This is a genomic window from Streptomyces paromomycinus (genome assembly GCF_003865155.1).
Classification (GTDB): Bacteria; Actinomycetota; Actinomycetes; order Streptomycetales; family Streptomycetaceae; genus Streptomyces; species Streptomyces chrestomyceticus.
Genome location: NZ_BHZD01000001.1, coordinates 9599453 through 9616976, shown reverse-complemented (window position 1 = coordinate 9616976; position 17524 = coordinate 9599453). Strand labels below are relative to the sequence as shown.

General features: G+C 71.6%; 16 protein-coding genes and 1 pseudogene. 5 read left to right on the top strand and 12 right to left on the bottom strand.

What is annotated here, in order from left to right:
* Positions 1-70: 70 nt before the first annotated feature.
* Genes OEIGOIKO_RS40800 through OEIGOIKO_RS40790 form a run of 3 tightly spaced genes read right to left on the bottom strand, consistent with a single transcriptional unit; the run spans position 71 to position 3499 of the window.
* A complete protein-coding gene (locus tag OEIGOIKO_RS40800) occupies positions 71-952 on the bottom strand; it encodes a fumarylacetoacetate hydrolase family protein (protein WP_125058295.1) in 882 nt (293 codons plus the stop codon).
* Positions 949-1848 carry a 3,4-dihydroxyphenylacetate 2,3-dioxygenase gene (locus OEIGOIKO_RS40795; RefSeq protein ID WP_125058294.1) on the bottom strand — a complete coding sequence of 300 codons (900 nt, stop codon included), beginning with the start codon at positions 1846-1848 and terminating at the stop codon, positions 949-951. The genes OEIGOIKO_RS40800 and OEIGOIKO_RS40795 overlap by 4 nt, the downstream gene beginning before the upstream one ends.
* Positions 1841-3499, bottom strand: a complete 1659-nt coding sequence (locus tag OEIGOIKO_RS40790) for an aldehyde dehydrogenase (protein WP_125058293.1) — start codon at positions 3497-3499, stop codon at positions 1841-1843. The genes OEIGOIKO_RS40795 and OEIGOIKO_RS40790 overlap by 8 nt, the downstream gene beginning before the upstream one ends.
* 359 nt (positions 3500-3858) lie before the next feature.
* Between OEIGOIKO_RS40790 and OEIGOIKO_RS44050 the strand changes: the two are divergent.
* A pseudogene (locus OEIGOIKO_RS44050) lies at positions 3859-4104 on the top strand (gamma-glutamyl-gamma-aminobutyrate hydrolase family protein); the annotation flags it as partial.
* A gap of 8 nt (positions 4105-4112) precedes the next feature.
* Here the strand turns inward: OEIGOIKO_RS44050 and OEIGOIKO_RS40780 are convergent.
* A complete protein-coding gene (locus OEIGOIKO_RS40780) occupies positions 4113-4688 on the bottom strand; it encodes a MarR family winged helix-turn-helix transcriptional regulator (RefSeq protein ID WP_125058292.1) in 576 nt (191 codons plus the stop codon).
* Between the two features lie 271 nt (positions 4689-4959).
* Here OEIGOIKO_RS40780 and OEIGOIKO_RS40775 point away from each other — a divergent pair, with 271 nt between their 5' ends.
* A complete protein-coding gene (locus OEIGOIKO_RS40775; protein ID WP_125058291.1) occupies positions 4960-5856 on the top strand; it encodes an SDR family NAD(P)-dependent oxidoreductase in 897 nt (298 codons plus the stop codon).
* 101 nt (positions 5857-5957) lie between these two features.
* On the opposite strand, the gene OEIGOIKO_RS40770 is transcribed toward OEIGOIKO_RS40775, so the two are convergent.
* The gene (locus tag OEIGOIKO_RS40770) at positions 5958-6758 is read right to left on the bottom strand and encodes an acetoacetate decarboxylase family protein (RefSeq protein WP_125059613.1); all 801 of its coding nucleotides are present in this window, start codon (positions 6756-6758) and stop codon (positions 5958-5960) included.
* Between the two features lie 260 nt (positions 6759-7018).
* On the opposite strand from OEIGOIKO_RS40770, the gene OEIGOIKO_RS40765 reads away from it, so the two are divergent.
* From OEIGOIKO_RS40765 to OEIGOIKO_RS40755, 3 genes are all read left to right on the top strand, one after another.
* Complete coding sequence (locus OEIGOIKO_RS40765; protein WP_174857277.1) at positions 7019-8386, top strand: glutamine synthetase family protein; 1368 nt, start codon at positions 7019-7021, stop codon at positions 8384-8386.
* A 95-nt stretch (positions 8387-8481) separates the two neighbouring features.
* Positions 8482-9768 (top strand): cytochrome P450, encoded by a 1287-nt coding sequence (locus tag OEIGOIKO_RS40760; protein ID WP_125058290.1) that lies wholly within the window; start codon positions 8482-8484, stop codon positions 9766-9768.
* Between the two features lie 105 nt (positions 9769-9873).
* Positions 9874-10965 carry a DUF5954 family protein gene (locus OEIGOIKO_RS40755; protein ID WP_246177922.1) on the top strand — a complete coding sequence of 364 codons (1092 nt, stop codon included), beginning with the start codon at positions 9874-9876 and terminating at the stop codon, positions 10963-10965.
* A 66-nt stretch (positions 10966-11031) separates the two neighbouring features.
* Here the strand turns inward: OEIGOIKO_RS40755 and OEIGOIKO_RS40750 are convergent, their stop codons facing one another.
* From OEIGOIKO_RS40750 to OEIGOIKO_RS40720, 7 genes are all read right to left on the bottom strand, one after another.
* Positions 11032-11931 carry a LysR family transcriptional regulator gene (locus OEIGOIKO_RS40750; RefSeq protein WP_170252105.1) on the bottom strand — a complete coding sequence of 300 codons (900 nt, stop codon included), beginning with the start codon at positions 11929-11931 and terminating at the stop codon, positions 11032-11034.
* Between the two features lie 315 nt (positions 11932-12246).
* Positions 12247-12930, bottom strand: a complete 684-nt coding sequence (locus OEIGOIKO_RS40745) for a type 1 glutamine amidotransferase domain-containing protein (protein WP_125058288.1) — start codon at positions 12928-12930, stop codon at positions 12247-12249.
* 211 nt (positions 12931-13141) lie between these two features.
* Positions 13142-13858 (bottom strand): type 1 glutamine amidotransferase domain-containing protein, encoded by a 717-nt coding sequence (locus tag OEIGOIKO_RS40740; protein WP_246177921.1) that lies wholly within the window; start codon positions 13856-13858, stop codon positions 13142-13144.
* A complete protein-coding gene (locus OEIGOIKO_RS40735) occupies positions 13849-15069 on the bottom strand; it encodes an MFS transporter (protein WP_170251997.1) in 1221 nt (406 codons plus the stop codon). The genes OEIGOIKO_RS40740 and OEIGOIKO_RS40735 overlap by 10 nt, the downstream gene beginning before the upstream one ends.
* Positions 15070-15224: 155 nt before the next feature.
* Positions 15225-16016: an HAD family hydrolase gene (locus tag OEIGOIKO_RS40730; RefSeq protein WP_125058286.1), complete on the bottom strand. Its 792-nt coding sequence runs from the start codon at positions 16014-16016 to the stop codon at positions 15225-15227.
* The gene (locus OEIGOIKO_RS40725; RefSeq protein WP_125058285.1) at positions 16016-16567 is read right to left on the bottom strand and encodes a DJ-1/PfpI family protein; all 552 of its coding nucleotides are present in this window, start codon (positions 16565-16567) and stop codon (positions 16016-16018) included. Before OEIGOIKO_RS40725 ends, OEIGOIKO_RS40730 begins: the two co-directional genes overlap by 1 nt.
* A 97-nt stretch (positions 16568-16664) precedes the next feature.
* On the bottom strand, positions 16665-17474 hold the full coding sequence (locus OEIGOIKO_RS40720) for a cupin domain-containing protein (RefSeq protein WP_125058284.1): 810 nt from the start codon (positions 17472-17474) through the stop codon (positions 16665-16667).
* Positions 17475-17524: the final 50 nt, after the last annotated feature.

Genomic DNA, 17524 nt, shown 5'->3' with positions numbered 1-17524 from the left:
CCGTTTCCCCCGCCGGGCACCACGCCGCCATCCGGAAGTCGCACACCCGTGCCAACGGAGTCACCGAGGCCTAGGACCGGCGCGGCGGACGGATGCCGCGGTGTTCCCAGTCACCGCCGAGGGCCGTGGACAGGACCTCCTCCGAGGCGGTCGGCTGGGCTCCGCAGTCGTTCCGTACGGGTGTCGGGCCCGCCACGATGTGGTTGGTCAGCCGTCCCAGGCCCTCCGCTTCGACGTCCACGACGTCGCCCGGCTGGACGGGGCGCGAGTTCGCGGGCGTGCCGGTGAGGAGGACGTCGCCGGGGACGAGGGTGATGGTGCGGGCGATGTCGGCGACGAGGTAGTGCATGTCCCAGGTCATCTCGTCGGTCGAACCGTCCTGTACCAGTTCCCCGTTGACGTACGTACGCAGGTGTTTGCCGCGGAAGTCCCATCCCGTCACCAGCCCGGGGCCGAGCGGGCAGAGCGTGTCGGAGCCCTTGACGCGGAGCATCGAACCGGCGTCGGTGTCACGGAAGTCGTGCAGGCCGTAGTCGTTCGCGAGGGTGTATCCGGCGATGTAGTGCTCCGCGTCGCGCGGCGCGACGTTGCGGCACACGCGGCCGATGACGAGCGCGATCTCGCCCTCGTAGTTGAGGTACCGGCAGCCCTCGGGGCGCACCACCGCTCCGCCATGGGCGTTGAGGGCGGAAACCGGTTTGTGGAAGTACGTGGGGGCGGGCGGGAGGGTGGCGCGGAATTCCTCGGCCCTGCTGCGGTGGTTGAGGTGTACGGCGATCACCTTGGAGGGCTGCACGGGTGGCAGGTGCGGTGCGGTGGCCGCCCCGGTGCGGCGGCCGTCGTCCGCCACGAGGTCGTCGCCGTCCCGTACGACGTGGACAGCGGTGCCGTCGAGGAGGATACGGCGGTATTCGCGGGTGCCGGCCGCGTCGGTGGAGCCCGTCGTGCTCATGTCGCCTCCGTTTCGGTCCAGCCCCCCGCCGGCCGGTCGAACCACAGGTGGATCTGTCCCGTTCCGATCGAGTTCTCGTAGGCGCTGTAAGGGCGCGCGGGCGCGGTCAGGCGGTCCTCGCCCAGGGCGCCCGCCAGCATCAGGTAGTGCCCGAAGCCCGCTTCGGGCCGGTGGGCGGCGAACTCGGACATGGTGCGCAGCACGCGCGCGTGGTCGCCGCGCAGGAACCAGGCGATCCGCTGCTCGTCGGCGGCCCGCGCCCCGGGGGTACGGAGGTGGGCCGGGTCGCTCGCCTCGTGGTCGCGCAGTTCGCGCAGGGGCCAGAAGGTGTGGGACAGCGCGCCGGAGGCGATCAGCAGCACCTTGCGGTCCGGCAGTGCGGCGATGCCGTCGGCGAGCGCGCGGCCGAGCCGGAGGTGGTCCTCGTCGTCTCCGGTCTGGCACACCCCGACGGAGAGCCACCGCTTGTCGGGCAGCCCCTGGCCCAGGTACGTCCAGAGGTTGACGGTGGCGTAGTGGATGGGCAGGCACGGGTCGTCGACCGGGGTGATCCAGGTGCCGTGCTTGTTGGCGAACGCGGCGATGGAGCCGGCGAGTTCGGGGTCTCCGGGGAAGTCGTAGGGCATCCGGCACATACCGCGCGGCAGTTCGTCGGAGGTGTAGAGCCCGGCCCTGCGGTCCTGCGCGGCGACGACGAATTCGACGGTGGTCGCCCAGTGCGAGTCCAGGACGACGACCGTGTCGTAGTCGAGCGTCTCGAAGACGTCCCGGCGCAGCCTGCGCAGCCCCGGTACGAGGCTGACCTCCCGTCCCCCGTTCAGCTCCCGCCGGCCCGCTTCGGGCAGGACGATGGTGGGGACGTGGGCGAGCAGGCCGGCGCCGACGATCTCACCCATGCCGCTGCCACCCCTTCGGTGCCGTGACGGTGTTCTTGAGGTCGCAGTAGAAGTCGAAGCTCCAGTCGCCGCCCTCACGCCCCGTGCCGGACTCGCGGGAGCCGCCGAAGGGCGCGGCCAGGTCGCGGACGAAGAAGCAGTTGATCCAGACCGTCCCGGCGACGAGCCGCGCGCCGACACGGGCCGCGCGCTCGCGGTCCCCGGTGGCGAGGGTGGCGGCCAGCCCGTAGCGGGTGTCGTTGGCCAGGGTCACGGCCTCGTCCTCGGTGCTGAAGCTTTGGAGGGTGAGCACGGGACCGAAAACCTCCTCCTGCACGATCTCCGAGTCCTGCGCGACATCGGTCAGCAGCGTCGGCCGGTAGTACGTGCCGCCGGTCCGCGCGTTCAGTTCGGTGTGCGGGCCGCCGCCGAGGAGCGCGGTGGCGCCGTCGGCCAGTGCCCGCCGGACGAAGCCGTCGACCCGTTCCAGGTGCCAGGGGTGGATGAGAGGGCCGACACCGGTGGGCTCCTCGCGCGGGTCGCCCTGGACCAGGGCACGGGCCCGGGCGGTGAAGCGCTCCAGGAAGGCCTCCCGTACGGAGTCCTCGACGAGCAGCCGGGTCGCGGCCAGGCATACCTGGCCCGCGTTGTCGTACTGCTCGACGGCCAGGTCGGCGGCCAGGTCGAGGTCGGCGTCAGCGAAGACCAGCAGGGGGGACCTTCCGCCGAGTTCGAAGCTGGTGGGCACCAGGTTCGCGGCGGCGGCACGGGCGATCCGCCGCGCCGTGGGCACGGAGCCCGTGAAGCTGATGCGGCGCACACCCGCGTCGGACACGAGGGGCGCGCCGGCCTCGTCCCCGTACCCCTGAAGGACGTTGAGGACCCCCGGGGGCAGCCCGGCCTCGGCGGCGATGTCCGCGAGGAGCGAGGCGGTGAGCGGGGCCCATTCGGCGGGTTTGAGGACCACCGGGTCGCCGGCGGCCAGCGCGGGGCCGATCTTCCAGGTGGCCAGCATCAGCGGCGCGTTCCACGGTGTGACGAGCGCGGCGGGGCCGGCCGGGTCCCAGGTCACGTGGTTGGTGTGGCCACGGGTGGCGAAGTCCTCGTGGCCGAGGGCGAGCAGGCGGTCGGCGAAGAAGCGGAGGTTGTGCGCCGCACGGGGCACCACGCCGCGCCGGTGGGAGCGCAGCAGCGCGCCGTTGTCCGCCGTCTCGACGGCGGCGAGGTCTTCGAGGCGCGCCTCGATGCCGTCCGCGACGGCGTGCAGCAGCCGGGCGCGCTCCCGGTGCGGCGTCGCGGCCCAGCCGGGGAAGGCGGCGCGGGCGGCGGCGACGGCCGCCCGCGCCTCCTCGGCGCCGCCCCGCGCGATCTCGGCGAGCGGTGTCCCGTCGATGGGTGAGCGGTCGGTGAAGGTCGCGGTGGAGGCGAGGCGTTCGCCGCCGATCCAGTGGCGGGTGTCGACGGGGACTCCGGCGATCGTGGCGGTGAAGCCGGTGGGCTGGGTGGTGAGCGTGGTGGCCGGGGTGGTGGCTCCGGGCGGGGTGCCGGGGGCTCCGGCCGTCGCGGCGGTGGCTCCGGCCGTGGTGGCGGTGGGCGGACGGTCCCGGTGGTCCGACGGTGCCGGGCCTGCCGGGTGCGCCGGGGAGCCCGGTGCGGGCGCGGGGAGAGCCATCACAGCCTCCAATTCGTTTGAGGCCAAACAAAATAGGCGGCCTCGCTCCAGGCGGTCAACCCCTTCCCCGACGGCCCCGCACGACTATCATTTGACCCCAAACGCCATGCCGGAGGCCGGTACCGGAAGAGACGGGAGAGACGCGAGTGACACTCATGCCGGACACGTTGCGCCAGGACACGGGCGGCCAGGGGCACGACCACCGGCACCGGGTCCATCGTGTCGCGCTCGCGGCGGGTTCGACGGTCGCGAGCGCGATGACGAGGGCGGCTCCGGTATCTGTGCCTGTTTCTGTGCCTGTGCCTGTGCCTGTGCTTGTTTCTGCGCCTGTGCCTGTGCCTGTGTCCGGGGCCGGGGAAGCGGCGAGGGAAGCCGACAACGTGGAGGTGTCGTGCTTCCACCACCAGTGCGCGGACCGGCTAGGCGAAGGGCTCGCCGTCACCGGGCGAGCCACGGACGGCACCGTGGAAGCCCTCGAACTGCCGGGCCGTCGTGCGTGGTTCGCGGCAGTGCAGTGGCACCCCGAGGACACGGCGGCCGCCGATCCCGCTCAGCAAGGCCTGTTCGACGCGTTGACCGAGGCGTGCGGGAGGCGGTTCTCCTGAGGGGCGGTTCAGCTCCGGGAGGGGCGGCGTCCGCTGCGTCGCGGGCGGGGGTCGGCCCCGTCGAGGAGGGCGAGCCGCCGCTCCTCCCCGTTCTCCTCCGTCTGCACCACGATCTTCCGCAGCAGGTCGGCCAGTGTCTTGCACTCCTCGTCGGTCAGCCGGTCGGAGACGAAGACCTCCTCCGCGTTGAAGGCGGGAAACACCTCGGCCATCAGGCGCTCACCCTGGTCCGTCAGCCGCAGCAGCACCAGACGCCCGTCGGAGGGATGACTGTTGCGTTCGATGAGGCCCCGGCTCTGGAGGGTGCGGCACACCCCCGTCAGGGTGCCCTTGGAGATGCCGGCCTCCGCCGCCACGTGGCGGGTCTCCGTCTCGCCCCAGATCCACACGACCCACAGCACGACGAACGAGGTCCAGGACAGTTCGGCGCCCCGCAGTACGGAGTTCTCGAAGTGCTGTCGCACGGCCGCGGCGGCACGGTAGATGTTCGCCACTGCGACCATCTGTACGTGCCGGATCGGCGTGTCGCCCAGCTTGGCCTGTACGGCCTTCTCGGTCTCCCGGATGGAACGGTGCTCCGTCACGTCGTGTTCTCCCGCGTCTCTCGCCCTCGCCGGCAATCCCCTGCCGAGTTCCGTGCGCCCCCGTAAGACCGTTGCCGTTCGCGATCCTTACGGACTCAAACGATAACCCGCACCGTACCGGCCCATCCGCCCTCCTCCGGAAGCATTTTTCCGCAAGCACGGTCACGGCAGCCGGAAGCACGGTCACGGCGACCCTCCGGCGCCCCTGGGCCCGTTTTCTCCGTCGTACCCAGCACACCGTCGCACCGCCCTCGGCGAAAGGGAGTTCCGCATGACGCCGTCCGATGAGCCGGCCCAGCACGATGAACCGACCCAGCACGATGAGCCGGCCCAGCACGATCAGCCCGGCCGGACCGATCAGCCCGACCGGGTCGCCCCCGGTGACCGCCCCGTCCTGCTCGTGGCCGGAGCGAGCAGCGGGATCGGTGCCGCCGTCGCCGCGCGCGGTACGGACGCCGGGGCGCGCGTCGCCGTGTGTGCCCGGCGCGCCGGGGCGCTGCGCGAGGTCGCGGAGGCGTGCGGCGCGACACCTTACGTCGCCGACGTGACCGTGCGCGGCGAGGTCGACGAGCTGGTCGCGGCCGTGGTGCGGGACCACGGCCGGCTGGACGGCGTGGTCGCCAACGCCGGAACCGTACGCCCCGGCGGCCTGCTCGAACTCAGCGACGAGGACTGGGACGCCACGCTGCGCACCAACCTCACCTCCGTCTTCCTGCTCGCCCGCGCGGCCCTTCCCCATCTGGCGGCCACCCGGGGCGCGTTCGTCACCGTGGGCTCCGTCGCCGGGCTGCGCGCCGCCGCGGGCGCGAGTGCGTATGCCGCGTCCAAGGCGGGGGCCGGGATGCTGACGAGCGTCATCGCCGCCGAGTTCGGGCCGCACGGAGTACGCGCCAACACGGTCTGCCCCGGCTGGACGCGCACGGAGATGGCCGACGAGGAGATGCGGGAGTTCGGCGGCGGGCTCTCCCTGGACGCCGCGTACGCGCGGGCCACGGCGCTGGTGCCGCAGCGGCGTGCGGCGGCGGCCGCGGAGGTCGCGGATGCCGTGCTGTGGCTCCTGGGGCCGCGGTCGTCGTACGTCAACGGGGCGACGCTGACCGTGGACGGCGGCCTGACCTCGGTCGACGCGGGGCGGGTGCCGTTCGACTTCACCGTGACTCCGCGGTGACCCCGTACCGCTGACCGGCACCACCGGCGGGAACCGCTGACGGGTACGGCCGACCAGTACCGCCGCCCTCCCCGTGACGCCGCGAGGCCGGGCGCGTACCGCTACGCGCCCGCGCTCTGCTCCAGCACCGTCCCCCCGTTCCAGCACACCCCCACCTGACGGTAGTAAGCCCCGATCGGCTCCGCGACGGCGAGGGCCGCCAGTTCCTCCGTGGGCGACTCGAACAGGTCCAGCTCCGCGTCCGCCGCCCACGCCGGGCCCGCCTCGAAGGAAGCGGCTCCGCTCTCGACCAGCTCGTCCAGCGCGAGTCCCGTCCCGTCGACCGAGGGCAGCACGCGGTGGTGGGCCATCGGGTGGCCGTTGACGAAGCCGCCCGTCGCCGACGGCCCGCGCAGCGTGGCGACCACCTGTGCCAGCCGCCGGTCCCCCGCCGCGAGCGTCGCACCGAAGACGGCGCCGGGCTCGATGCGGGGCGCGGGCCCGTACGGGTGGGGCCTGGTCAGGTGGATGGAGCCGAGCTTCTTCGGGTAGCCCTGGTGGATCCCGCGGGCGACGGCGAAGTCCTTGTCGACCCAGATGTAGACGCAGCGCGAGTACGTACGGCCGCGGTAGCCGCAGCGTACGACCGCGAAGCACTCCTTGTACTGGCTGCGCACCGGGTCGAGCAGTTCCTCCCTCCCGGCGCCGCAGGACTGCCAGTCGGCCCAGATCAGCGCGACGGCACCCGGGTCCTCGTCCGCGGGGACGAGCGGTCCGGGGAGGAGTTCGCGTACCCGGGCGGGATCGGTGCGGTACTCGACGGTGAGCAGGTCGCCCGAGTAGTACCAGGGCGGGGACGGGATCAGCGAGGCCCGGCCCGTGGCGGTCCTGGGCGGGAAGAAACCCCGGACGGCCGGCGCGATGGGCTCGGTTGACGCGGTGGGCTCGGTTGACGCGGTGGGCTCGGTGGGCACAGCGGACTCCTCGGGTTTCCCGCCCGGCGTACCGGCTTATCGTTTGGGCCCGTACGATATGCCTTCACCGCCGGATTGTCACGAGCGGGCCGGCCGCGCCGCCGATCCACCGCACCCCCTTGCGCGGCTCCCGCCTCCTCCATAATGTTCGACCCCAAACGACATCCCGAGTGGGCCCGCGCACAGTCCCCGCAGGAAGGCTGGACAGGGTGAGCGAACAGAGCCCGGCACACAGCGACCAGGCCCGGCAGGCCGTCGCGGCACTGCGCGCACAGGACATCGACGTGGTGCGCGTCGTCTACCCCGATCTGCTCGGCGCCGACCGCGCCCGCGACATCCTCGTCGGCCACCTGCCGGCCGCCACGCACCACGGCCTGGCGTTCTGCCGCGCGGTCTACCACACCAGCCCCCAGAGCGACACCGTTCCCATGCCGGGGGGCCTGTCGGCCGGGATGCCGGACATCTCGGTCCGGCCCGACCTGGACACCCTGCACCGGCTCCCCTGGGAGCCCGGCGTCGCCTGGTGCCTGGGTGAGGCCCTGGACCCGGCGACCGGGCGCCCGGCCCCTGAATCCCCGCGTGACCTGCTGCGCCGCGTCCTCGACCGGATCGGCGCGGAACTGCACCCGGTGGTCGGCCCCGAGCTGGAGTACTACCTGTGCGAGCGGGACGAGAGTGCGGTCACCGGCTGGTCGCCGTACGGGCGGGCGCCGGGCAACGTCTACAGCGCGGGGCTGCGCGGCGACCCCGACGGCCATCTCCTGCGCACCCTGCGGCACTTGGGGGAACTGGAGATCGGCGTGACGGCCGGGAACCGCGAGTTCGGCAGCGGTCAGTTCGAGATCAACCTCGACCATTCGGCGGCACTCGACGCCGCCGACCGCGCGTTCCGCTTCAAGGCGGCCGTCAAGGAGATCGCCCGCGCCGAAGGACGCCTCGCCACCTTCATGGCCAGGCCTTTCAACGAGGAGGGCGGCTCCGGCTTCCACCTGCATCTGTCGATGGCCGACCCGGACGGGCGCAACGTCTTCGAAGGCCGCGACGAGGGCGACCCGCACGGCCTGTCCGCCGCGGCGCGGCACGCGACCGCCGGTGTCCTCGCCCACGCGCCCGCGCTCACCGCGCTGCTCAACCCGACCGTCAACTCCTACAAGCGGTTCGGCCCGGACAGCCTCGCCCCGTGGCTGATCGACTGGGGGCTGGACAACCGCAGCGCCATGGTGCGCATACCGCCCGAGCGCGGCGGCGGCACCCGTCTGGAACTGCGTCTCGGTGACGCCGCGGCCAACCCCTATCTCGCCGTCGCGGGCGCGATCGCCGCCGTGGGACTCGGCCTGCGGGAAAAACGCGAGCCGCCCGAGCCGCTGGAAGGTTACGGCTACCGGGAGAACACCGCGGCGCGGCTGCCGTGCACACTCTCCGAGGCGCTGGACGCGCTGGAGGGTGACTCGGAACTGACGGACATGCTGGGAGCCGACTTCACCCATTCCTTTCTCACGTACAAGCGCAATGAAATCGAGCGGTTCCAGCAGCACGTCACGGACTGGGAGTTCAAGGAGTACGCCTTTCTCATGTGACGGGCCATGTGACGGATTCCGCCTGCACCGGTTTCGTTTCCTTCCTGTGCCACCCTTCGTGCCACCCTCCTCGCCTTCTTCGCAAGGACGGCCCCATGACCACCGCTTCCGCCGCTTCCCGCGCACCCGAACCCCTGCCCCTCGACGCAGTCGACCTCACCGACCACGACAACTTCACCGACGGCGAGCTGTGCTGGCGGATGTTCGACACATTGCGCCGCGAGGACCCCGTCCACTGGCAGCCGGAGGCCGCGCCCGGCAGCGGCTTCTGGGCCGTCACCCGGCACGCCGACATCGTGCGCGCCGGCCGTGACCCCGACACGTTCACCTCCACCCGGTTCACCAACCTCGAAGAGGTCGACGAGCGGCACCGCGAGACCCGCCGCTCCCTCCTGGAGACCGACGGCCCGCGCCACCGGGCCATGCGCAGACTGTTGCAGCAGCAGTTCACTCCGCGTGCCGTCGCCACGTACGAGGTGTTCCTCCGCGGGCTGACCGCACGCACCCTCGACGCGGCGCTCGCCAAGGGCCGCTTCGACTTCGTCCAGGAGGTCGCGGCCGACTTCCCCGTCAACGTCCTCGCCCGCATGCTCGGCGTCCCCGGGCACGACACCCGGCGGCTGATCGACTGGGGCAACCGCATCATCGGCAACACCGACCCGGACTACGCGGACGTACTGCTCGGCACCGCGGAGAGCGAGCTCTACCGCGACCTGCCCTTCCGCAGCCCGGCGGCGCTGGAGGTCTTCGCGTACGGGCGGGAGCTGGCGGCGCGGCGCCGGGGCGCCGGCGGCGACGACCTGGTGAGCCGGCTCGTCAACCGGATGCCGTCCGACGGGATGCCGCTGTCGGCGCGGGACTTCGACAACTACTTCCTGCTGCTGGTCGTCGCGGGCAACGAGACCACCCGGCACGCCGTCTCCCACACCATGCTCGCCCTGATCGACCACCCGGAACAGCGCGAGAAACTGCGCCGCGACCCGTCCTTGATGCCGGGCGCCGTCGAGGAGTTCCTGCGCTGGTCCTCCCCCGTCCACCACTTCCGGCGCACCGCCACCCGTGACACCGAGCTGGGCGGCCGGCGGGTGGCGGAGGGCGAGAAGGTCGTCCTCTGGTTCGCCTCGGGCAACCGCGACGAGGCGGTCTTCGACGATCCGTACCGCTTCGACGTCACCCGCACCGCCAACGATCACCTCACCTTCGGCAAGGCCGGCCCGCACTTCTGTCTGGGCAGCTCGCTGGCCCGGCTGGAGCTGCGTGTCATGTTCGAGGAGCTGCTCCCCCGCCTGTCCGACGTCCGCCTCACCGCCGCACCCCGGTACGTGCGCTCCAACTTCGTCAACGGCCTCAAGACGCTGCCGGTCGAGATCACCTCGGCGTAGGAGCCGGTGTCGGCGCGGCGTGCGGCCGGAGCACGCGCCGCAGGACGGCGGGCGGGAATAGGGAAAACCGTGCCGCGCTCCCGCCGCGATCGACAGGATGAGGGCATGGGGCATGAGAACGTGGGTCGGGGCCGGATGTGGCCGATCGTGGTGCGGCATCCGGAGGATCCGGTGGAGGCGGTCATGGAGGCCGACGCGCTCGACGCCAAGCTGCAGACCGCGGCGATACTGGTGCGGGGCCCGCTGTTCGGGGTGGCCGCGCAGGACGCCGGGCAGGCACCGCGGTGGCGGGTGGTGGTCGCGGTGGACGCCGGCTGCCCGCAGCAGGCCCGGGACAGCCTCAACTCGTTGCTGTGGTGCCGCGCGAAGGACGAGGCCCAGGACCGGGAGGAGCGGTGCGCCCTGCTGGCGGCGGTCGCCCGGCTGGAGAGCGAACGCGTCGACGAACTCACCGTGCTCACCACCCGCTACCGGATCGTCCGTGCGGAGGAGTACGCGGGGACGGGGCCGGACGGCATCGAGCAGCCCCGCCCGACCGACCCCGAGCCCACCGTGCCGGACTGGAGCCGCAGCGCCAGGGACCCGATCGACGACGGCCTGCTGCTCGACCCCGAGGCGCCGGTCACGCCCACCCAGGCCGCGGAACGCCTGATGCTGCGCGGCCTGGCGTACAGCGGCGTCCGGTTCCCCGAGGACGTGCGCGCCGACTCCCGTAAGGCGCTGGAGACCCATCCCGACGTGATGTTGCTGCCCACGGCCTTCAGGGTCGTGGAGCGCAACGACCCCGGGTGGGAATCGAGCAGCGGCTTGCACGCCAGTGCGCACGCGGCCCGCAGGTCGCTGGACTTCGCCCTGACGTGGTTGCAGCCGCGCCTGAAGGGGCTCATCCCCTGGGAGGCCGACAACATGACCACCGACGCCCGTACGGTGGCTGCCGAGGGCACAGGCCCTGCCGCCGGAGAGCTGGCCGAGTACGTCCGCGCCGCCGACCGGCTCCGGGCCGAACGGGTCAACCAGGTCGAGGCCCGGGGCACCGTCCACCGGATCTGCCGCGCCCGCCGGCTCCTGCGCTGGGGCCCGGACGGGCCGGAGGGGGCGCGCCCGTCCGACGCCGACAGTCATCCTCCGGAGCGGATGCACCCCCGTATCGACGAGGACGGCAACATCCGTCACGAACAGGAGAACGACGTCCCGTGAGGGTCTGCCGTCCGGAACGTGCCGCACCGGCGGTCCCGGACGGCCGGCTTCGAAAGGCTGCGGCGGCTACCCCCACGTCCGGGCCTTCATCAGGAGATGGCCGTGGAGCAGGGACAGGTCGGGGTGGCACAGGCTTCCGTCCCGGGTGGCGAGGTAGAAGGTGTTGATGGGCGGGATCTCGGGCTCCAGCAGTTTGACGACCTCGCCGTGCCGGAGTGCGTCGGCCGCCAGGTAGGTGGGCAGCACGGAGATCCCGGCGGAGGACTTGACCGCGGCCAGCACCCCTCGCAGGTCCGGGATGACGACGGAGGGGGCCGAGGTGGGGCGCACCCCGAAGACGGTGAGCCAGTAACGGCGGATGATCGGCAGCGACTCGGCGTAGGCGATCAGCGGGTACTTGTCGAGGACGGCCGCCGGCCCCTCCTTCATGATCTGCCCGGCCGGGACGCCGTCGGCCAGTTCGGGTGAGGCGAGCATCGCGAACTCCTCGTCGACCAGCGTCGTGGCGCTGATCCCGCGCAGCCGGGGCCGGACGGTCGACAGGACGAGGTCGTAGTCGCCGCTCGTCAGACGGTCCAGGAGGTTGTCGGCGAGACCGAAGCGGAAGTTGATCCGCAGGCCGTCGGCGATCAGGTCGCTGACCGCTGCCACGACCCGGGAGGTGATCAGCTCCGCCGGTCCGCCGACGCACAGCGGACGGCTGTCGGAGCTGCCGCCGAAGTGCCGCTCGACCACGCCCCCGAGGGCGTCGACCGGTCCCTGCACGTCGCGGATGAGCAGATCGGCGGCGCAGGTCGGTACGACACCCTGGGGAACGCGTTCGAAGAGCGCCTTGCCGAACGTACGTTCAAGATTGCGGACCTGGTGCGTGACGGTCGGCTGCGAAAGCTCCAGACTCTGCGCCGCCTTGGTGAAGGAACCCAGACGGTAGACGGTCACGAACGTCCTGAGCCAGCTCAATTGCACGACCATGCTCGGCGCCCCCCGCGCTTGCCCTGCTGATGCCTTCGTCCCCCGGAGCGGACTCGGCGGATGACTGGTACGGCCTTGCTGTGTGGTGATACCTGGTGCGCGAGGACGCCGGGCTGGGCGTTGGGGGGCTGGCCGGGAGCCTCGCAGCCATGGTGCGGCACAAGGGGCGGCCGCGTCGGCGACGGACGGGAAGTCGGTGCACAGGGTGACGAATATACGTCTAGGGGACTACCTCCGCGTGCCCGGAAGCACGAGAAGCCGTCGTCCCCGTACGGGCCCCTGTGACGACGGTGCGGGCGGGCACCGAGGTCAGGCGGAGCCGGCCGCCAACTGCTCCAGCACCAGCTCGGCGACCCGTACGGCCGAGGCCGGGTTCTGGCCGGTGACGAGCCGCTGGTCGGCGACGGCGTGTGCGGCGAAGTTCCCGGCTTTGGTGATCTTCGCGCCGCGCTCGGCGAGCTTGCTCTCCAGCAGGTAGGGCACCACTTCGGTCAGCCCGACGGCGGCCTCCTCCTCGTTGGTGAAGGTCGAGACCTGCTTGCCGTCCACCAGGTACGAACCGTCACCGAGCCGGACATTGACCAGTCCGGCCGGGCCGTGGCAGACCGCGGCGACGACCCCGCCCTGCTCGTAGATCCCCGCGGCCAGTTCGGCCAGCACCTCCGACTCGGCCAGGTCCCACATGGCACCGTGCCCGCCCGCGTAGAAGATGACGTCGTAATCGGCGGCCGTCAGATCACCGGGAGCGGCGGTGGCCGACAGGGCGGTCTCGATGTGCGGGTCGGCGAGGAAGTCGGCCTGCACCTGGTCCCCGGGGTCGAAACCGTCCTGCGGCGGCGCACCGCCCTGTACGGACACGAAGTCGAGGTCGTACCCCGCCTTGCGGAAAACAGCGGCAGGATGGGCCACTTCGGGAAGGTAGAAACCGGTCTTCCGGCCGGTGTCGCCGAGGACGCCATGGCTGGTGAGTGCGAACAGGACCTTCTTGGTCATGACATTTTCTCCGGTTGATCGAGAGGTTACGGATGAGCCGGCGGACGCGTCCGGCTCCCAGCCGTTCGAAGGTAGGCATCGGGGCGAGCCGGTCGCCAATAGCGTGGCTCATGGACCCCATAGAGATGTGTATGAGGTGGCAATTCTCCGGGACATCCGGCCATGGGGGCTCCGGTTGCCGGCGAGAACAGCGGCGGAGACCGGTGGCTGATCACGGTCGCCGCTCCGGGTGTGCCAGGAGCAATTCGGCCATGCGGTCCCCGAGCCCGGCGGACGACTGCGGATTCTGCCCGGTGACCAGTCGCCCGCTGACCACCACGTGCGGCGACCGGTCGCGAGCGGCGGAGAAGCTCGCGCCGGCCTCCTCCAGCGCGGTCTGCAGCGGGAACGGTACGACGTCGGCCAGTCCGCGCATGCTCTCCGACGCGTTCGAGAACGCGGTCAGTTCGCGGCCGTCCACCAGGTGGCTGCCGTCCGAGAGGGTCAGGTCCACGAGCACCGCGGGACCGTGACAGATCGCCGCGAGGACCCCGCCGGACTCGTACACCTGCCGGCCGATGGCGTGCAGGACCGGGTGGCCCCGGAAGTCCCACATCGTGCCGTGCCCGCCGACGAAGAAGACACCCGCGTAAGCGCCCGGTTCCACCTCCTCCGGCCGCAGCGTCCGGGAGAGCCGGCCGCCGCCGTCCGGGTCCGCCATGAAGGCCCGCTGGGCGGGGTCGGCGGGATCGTGGCCGACGACCGGCGGCCGGCCGCCCCGTACGGAGACGAAGTCCACGGTGTGGCCGTCGGCACGCAGCCGGTGCCAGGGCACGGCGGTCTCCCCCAGATGGAAGCCCGTGGGAGCGCCGGTACGGCCGAGGACATCGTGGCTGGTCAGGACGAACAACACGTTCTTCGCGGCATTGACGGCCGGCATTACGGGCATGGCGCACTCCGGGTGAAGACGGCCACGGTGAGGCCGGCGGCGAGTGTGGCGAGGACGAGGACCACCAGCATGGGCCGGTAGCCGAGCTGCGCGGCGGCGAGCTGCCCGGCCGACGCCCCGACGAACAGGACGAAGGTGTTGACCGCGCCCGCCGTCCCGCGCGCGTGCGGCGCGAGTTCGTGCAGCAGCCCGACGAGCCCCGGCACGATCAGACTGGTACCGGCCACGAAGAGCGCACTGACGCCGATCAGTACCCCGGTCATGGCGGCGGCCTGCGCCGGCAAGGCCAGCAGCAGTCCGGCCGCCGCGGTCAGGTATCCGGCGACGGCGAGTGTACGCGGCCCCTTGGCGCCGAACCGCCGGTTCACCAGTGGCCCCGCCAGCAACCCCGCCGCTCCGACCGCCTGCACCAGCAGCAACTGGTCCGCGTCGAACCCGGACGTCTCCCGCAACTCCCGCTCCAGTACCGCGTAGAAGGCGACGAAGCTCCCGAACACGGTCAGCGCGGATCCGAACACCGCCGCCGGCCCTTTGGTACGTATGAGCCCCGACGCCGCCTCCGCGACCTCGCGGACCGAAGCCGCCGAGCCGGTCGAGCCCGGCGGCAGCAGCCGCCACAAGACCGCGGCAGCCATCGCGTACCCGATCGCCGCCGGCCAGAATGCCGCCCGCCAGTCAGCGTGCTCCGCCATCAGCTGGCCGAACACCTGCCCGGCGATGCCCGCCCCCAGCAAGCCGGTCGTGAGCAGAGAGAGCGCGACCGGCCGTCGGGCGGCGGGCGCCCGCTCGGTCACGTGGGCGAGCGCGGCGGGCGCGAAGGCAGCGGCCGCGAAACCCTGCAGGACACGGCCGGTCAGGAACCAGCCGAAGTCCGGCGCGGCGGCAGTCAGCGCGGTGATCACTGCCGTGGCCAGGGCACCGATCGCGAGTACGGGCCGCCGCCCGACCCGGTCGGACAAGGGACCGAAGACCAGGAAGCCGAGGGCGTAGGCGAAGGAGAACGCGGCACCGGTCCAGGCGGCGGACGCGGCGTCGACCCCGTAGGCGGTCTGGATACGGCCGGCGATCGGGATCGCGAGGTAGAGCTGCGCGGGGATGGCGAAGGCCATCGCCACCAGCAACGCGAGCTGAATGGAGAACCCGGGACGTCGGCGACGCCGGGGAGTGGGGCGGGAGGGGCGGGAAGGGTGAGTGGTGGTGGCGGTAGACATGCGGGTCCTCTGGGAAGAGCCGAACGATCGGGTGAGACGGGGCTCGGGCGTGCCGGTGCTCGGGCGTTGGGCGCTCCGGCGTGCGGGTGTGTGCCGGCCCCGTACCGGAGCGCAAGCGCCCCTGGCACCAGTGCCCCGCCGGCGCCAAGGGCTGCTCACGCGCCGGCCGACAGGGCGTCGATCCCGCCCAGTTCCAGCCCCTCGATCCCGTGCCGAGCCGCTTCCGCCCGATGTTCGGGAGTCTGGTACCCCCACTGCGCCCATCGGGCCCGGACCCCCATCGCCGCCACCTTCCGTACGTTGGACAGGTTGTCGTCCACGAACGTCACGGCGTCCAGCGGCAGCCCCCGCCGCGCGCACGCCTCCTGAATGGCTGCTGCCTTGTGGCGGCACTCTCCGAAGACCTCGGCCACGGTCTGTTCCAGTCCGTGCCGCCTGAGGATGGAACGGACCGAGGGCTCGTCCTTCGCCGTCACGATCACCACCGTCCCGGCATGCCGCAGCAGCTCCGGTACGCCCGGATACAGCGTGTGCAGCCCGAGCCAGAAGTCCGGCTCCGCCGCCCGGAACCACTCCCGCGCCGCCGACGCCGCCGTCGTGAACCGTTCGACGCGCTCCCTGGGAAGCGAGCTGAAGAGCTGGTCGAAGTCCGACTGCGAGGTGATGCTGTCCGCCTCGGGCAGATGCGCCACCAGGAAATGGTCCAGCAGTCGCGAGTAGTCCCGCACGGTGCGGAACCGCTCGGTGAACGCCCCGGGCAGCCGCTCCAGCTGCCCGGGGCCGGTCACGGTCCGGTCGTGCGGACGTTCTCCGAGCCAGGTGACCAGGGCGCATTCGTCGAGGGCGTCACAGATGACACCGTCGAAGTCGAGCGCGAGCAGGCCCGTGCGGGTGCCGGGCCGGCCGGGACGGTACGGGTCCGTCCCGACGGCGGCGTGGCGGCCCATCAGGCGCTGTCCTTCTCCGCGATCTTCTGCGCGGTCTCGAACACGGCGCGCATGAACGCCCCCATGTAGCCGTAGTACGAGCACGTGATGATGTTGCCGTCCACGATGACATCGCTCTCGACGACCTCGGCGCCCGCGTTGACCACGTCGTCGCGCAGCCCGATGTACGCGCATGCCTTCCGGTTCCGCAGCACTCCGGCGCTCACCATGATCCAGGGCCCGTGACAGAGCCCGGCGACCACCTTGCCCGCGTCGGCCATGCCCGCCACGAAGTCCAGCACGCCGCGGACCTGGCGCACCCGGTCCGGCGCCTCGTGACCGCCGGTGAGGATCACGGCGTCGTACAGGTCCACCGACAGGTCCTCGTACGCGATGAGCGGCCGCGCCGTCTTGTCCATCGGCAGCGGGACACCGTACTTGCCGGTGGTCGCGTCGCCGTTCTTCGTGGCGATGTCGACGTGCCAGCCCTCTTCGAGAAGGCGGTAGTAGGTGAACACGACGTCGTGGTCCTGGAAACCCTGACCGGTGACGATGACAGCACTTTGCGACATTGCTACTCCCCCGTGACTCTGCTTTTCTCGCTTTTTCTCGCTTTTTCTCGCTGCTTACTGCTTTCCGCCTACTTGGCTACTACGCCACTCGCTCCCGTCAGGCGGTCTTGGCCCGTGCGGTTGCGACGCTGACGCACAGATACTGCATGTCGGTGTGCACCCGCCGGGCGTCCTCCGGGCGGCCGGTCAGGATCTCCAGGTCCGCGTAGACGGCACCGGACACGCAGAGCGGGATGTGGAACAGGTCCTCCGCCCGCCGCCGGTAGAACACGTCCATTCCGGTACGCAGTTCGAACCGGAACCGCCCGTCCGGGGTGTGCGCCCGCATCCGTGTGTGCGGAAAGGACAGCACCTTTCGCATCGGGTACTTCGACGTGTCGAGAGAGTTCGACTCGTACGCCGTACCGGCCCGGTTGTAGTCGTCCTTCAGCCGCATCAGGTCGAACTTGTTCCGCGGCGACTCGACCTCGATCAGTTCCAGCGGTTCGTCGCCCGCGTTCCGTGTTCCGTGGAACGCCCCGGGCGCGACCCGTACGATGCTGCCCTGCCGGAGCGGAACGGAAGTGCCGTCCAGCCCCGTGGTCACGCCCTGGCCGCCCAGGCAGAGCAGGTAGGTGAGCTTGCGCGGGTGCAGATGGACGGACGTACCGTGCGGGGCGTCGATGTGCAGCGCCCAGCAGTCGAAGAGCTCGTCCACGTAGGCCCGGTACTCGTAGCCCCAGGGCTTCGGAATCACCTCGTCGAGGTGCGCGTCCTCGTCGAACTGCTCGTTCCCGAAGCGGGCTCCGCTCCGCAGCAGCCGCTTGAGTTCGGCGATGTCCGCGGGCCCCGCGTCCAGGCGGACGATCCGGTCCTGACCGTCGTCGGACGCGTTCTGAACGATAGTTGTAGCAGGCGTGATCGCCATATCTGTCTTTCCCCCGTTTACCTGTCGCCAATTACCGAAAGCCCCACGTG